Raw genomic sequence first — 3,152 nt, 5'->3', positions numbered from 1 at the left:
TTATCACTTATATTCAGGTGAAGAGACAATAACGCGCGCAAGGAGCAAACTCGGTGAAGGCGGCTATAACCTAGCATTCAACAATTGCGAACACTTTGCAGTCTGGTGCAAAACAGGCATAAAAGACTCCTCGCAGGTAAATAGAATCTTAGACATGATAACTTATCTACTAAGCTAAATAACAGGCGCAATACTGCAAACTCCTTCAGAAAATAAATTTTTTACATTTTGCCCGGCCATTATTGAGTCTGCTAATTTTACAAATTTTTTCGCGGCCGTTTCTGCGTTCCATTCGTTTATTATTGTCTCGTAAGCAGCCCGGCCAAGTCGTGAAATTTTTTCGGGATTAGTTAATAACTCTTTAACTTTTCGCGTTAAGTCCTGAATATTTTTATTCTCGAATAATAACCCGTTTTGACCGTCATTTATTAAATACGGGGCTGAACCTATTTTATTGCCAGCAACTACAGCACACGCAGAATTCATTGACTCATTTAAGACAGCTCCCCAGCCTTCGCCTTTATCGGACGTGAATATAAAAATTTGCGAGTTCTCCATTTCTGAGCGTACTTCTTCAGTTGAGAGTCCTTCAGGTGTAATATTTACGAGTCCGCGCAAGTTTAACGAGTCTATCATACTTGAAAGAGTCTCATACATTGCGCCCGCACCTGCTATCTTGAGAGAAAAATTTATATTTTGATCCCGCAGATTTTCAGCGAGTTTTACAGCAAATTCCGGATGCTTCCAATTAATAAATCTTCCTGCCCATAAGATTCGCGCTTGAGTTTTACGAGATATTAACGAGTCAATATTTTCATATCGCCTGACTTCAGGAAAATAGCCCCATTTGAATGCTTTATCACGAAATAGCCCGCATAAATTATAGTCTCTTACAGCAAAGGCCGATGCACATAACAAATAAAATTTTGAGTCTTTATCTCGTGCTGATTCTCTTGCTCCTGAGAAAATATTATATTTTATGAATCGCGCTAAATCCTTCAATAGTCCCCCTTTCATGAATCTTTCACTATATAAAAAAGTTAATTTGCATGATTTTAATCTTTCTTGCAAAATCGCCGGAGGAATCCCGCCCAGTATAACGCACTCGGACTCGTTTATAATTTTCCGCGTAATTTCCGGATTCTCCCAGCCCTTGAATAAAAATTTTTCGCCGCTGTAGTCGTTATTTTTCTTGGCCGTTCCCTTTGCAACTGCTCCCGAACCCTCATATTCTGAATTTGACATTACGATAAATATATAATCATCGCCGTAAATTTTCGCAAAATTCCTAGCCAGCTCTATTTGATGACTCGTTATAAAATTTGTTATGAAAGCTAATTTTTTCACCGGTTAAGCACTCCTTTGTATATAATATTTATGCTAGTATACATGAAATTACAAGTTAATTCAGAAAAAATATAGTCAGGATTTTACGTGTTATAATTCGCAAAATAATAAAATCTTCACGCAAAATTTTCATGCAAAAACGAGCATTTTTACAGCTACATTTACAGCTACAGAAATATTTATTTTTTCTAGTAATAGCAATAATTCACAAAGCTAAAAATTTTTGTTATTCTGCAAATTTTTTCACGGGAATTTTCACGAAATTTTTGCGGGAATAAGCTAACTTTTTTGTGTGATGATTTATAAAATTTTTTGCGAGGCATTATAATTTTTTGTGTGATGACTCATGCACGATATTATAAAATTTTTATGGGAGCCAGCTAATTTTTTGTGTCAATAATATAATTTTTTTCTCGTGAGCAAGCTAAATTTTTTTCGTGTCATGATTCAAAAATTTTTCTCGGCAATATATAATAATTTCTCAAGATTTATCATTTAACTTTTACGGGGGATGACATGAAATTAACGCGTGATTTTTACTTGAGGGACGTTAACGAACTCGCTCGCGAATTAATCGGCAAAATCTTAGTACACGACTCAAGCGAGGGCATAACCTCCGGCATTATCGTAGAGACTGAAGCATATCGAGGCCCTGACGACAAAGCAGCTCACACTTATAACAATAAACGCACGAGTCGTACTGAAATTCAATATAAAACAGGCGGCTTTGCTTATGTATATTTAATTTACGGGATGTATTACTGCTTTAACGTTACTGCAAACTCTCAAGACAAACCTGAGGCAGTATTAATCCGTGCTCTTGAACCTTTAGAAGGACTCCCCCTCATGATGACAAGACGGCAAACTAAATCAATCAAGAATTTATGCAATGGCCCCGGCAAATTGTGTTCTGCTATGGGAATAAATAAAGACTCTTACGGGCTCGACTTATGCGGGAATGATTTATATATTCGCGATGAGGGGAATTTTTTTAATGTCATGACTTCACCGCGCATTAATATTGATTACGCTCAAGAATATAAATTCTTTAACTGGAGATATTACGCCGATAATAATATTTACGTGTCTAAGCCTCACAGGAAATTATAATCTCTTGTTAATTCTGCTATAATTCTTTCATTCATATAACATTAACTCATGAAAGGATTTTACCCATATGGCCGGACAAAAATTTTTATCTGACTCTGAACTCGCGAAAATTAGGCAGATTGACTCATACTCTCACGACGACGACAAAAGACTCAACAATCCTACAGCCGGACTCGCTTCTCATGACAACGAACCCGACAAAATTATCACATACAAATTTGACCCTCATGACTCCCCGACTCTTGAATGGGCCGGCAAATCTGAAAGTTTCTCGTTCGATGTCCCCTTGCCGTCTATTCACGTTCATGAAACTGTCAGGCCGCAGCTCGTCATTAACCGACTCCAGAAAAAACCCGCTCCCATACAATTTAATTTTTTCTCCGAACTCGAACCCGAACAGCGCATTCAAGAACAAATTAACGCAATCGAATCATATCAACATCTCAATAACTGGGTAAATAGACTCATTGCAGGCGACTCCCTTGTCGTCATGAATTCGCTTTTACACAAAGAAAATTTTTCAGGCAAAGTTCAAACCGTTTATATTGACCCTCCTTATGGCATTAAATACGGATCAAATTTTCAGCCGTTCATTAATAAGCGCGACGTTAAAGACAAGAATGACGACGATTTAACAACTGAACCCGAAACTATTAAGGCATTCCGCGATACATGGGAGCTCGGTATTCATTCAT

The 3,152-nt window shown here is 37.3% G+C and carries 4 protein-coding genes; 3 read left to right on the top strand and 1 reads right to left on the bottom strand.

Features of this window, described 5'->3' with window-relative positions; translation table 11 throughout:
• Positions 1 to 178 (top strand): lecithin retinol acyltransferase family protein (locus IJS99_08270; GenBank protein MBQ7561810.1); only part of this gene is annotated, 178 nt, incomplete at its 5' end.
• On the opposite strand, the gene IJS99_08265 is transcribed toward IJS99_08270, so the two are convergent.
• Positions 175 to 1,347 (bottom strand): glycosyltransferase family 4 protein, encoded by a 1,173-nt coding sequence (locus IJS99_08265; GenBank protein MBQ7561809.1) that lies wholly within the window; start codon positions 1,345 to 1,347, stop codon positions 175 to 177. The two genes, IJS99_08270 and IJS99_08265, sit on opposite strands and share 4 nt — an antisense overlap.
• A 516-nt stretch (positions 1,348 to 1,863) precedes the next feature.
• Here IJS99_08265 and IJS99_08260 point away from each other — a divergent pair.
• Both IJS99_08260 and IJS99_08255 read left to right on the top strand, forming a co-directional pair.
• The gene (locus IJS99_08260; GenBank protein ID MBQ7561808.1) at positions 1,864 to 2,457 is read left to right on the top strand and encodes a DNA-3-methyladenine glycosylase; all 594 of its coding nucleotides are present in this window, start codon (positions 1,864 to 1,866) and stop codon (positions 2,455 to 2,457) included.
• 67 nt (positions 2,458 to 2,524) lie between these two features.
• Positions 2,525 to 3,152: hypothetical protein (locus tag IJS99_08255; protein ID MBQ7561807.1), on the top strand; the 628-nt coding region annotated here is incomplete at its 3' end.

This window comes from Synergistaceae bacterium (assembly GCA_017444345.1).
Lineage (GTDB): Bacteria > Synergistota > Synergistia > Synergistales > Aminobacteriaceae > JAFUXM01.
This window is presented reverse-complemented; position numbering and strand designations above follow the sequence as displayed.

Bases quoted from the DNA above. Each gene is read 5' to 3' on its own strand.
- IJS99_08260 (MBQ7561808.1), top strand. From the start codon at position 1,864: ATGAAATTAACGCGTGATTTTTACTTGAGGGACGTTAACGAACTCGCT.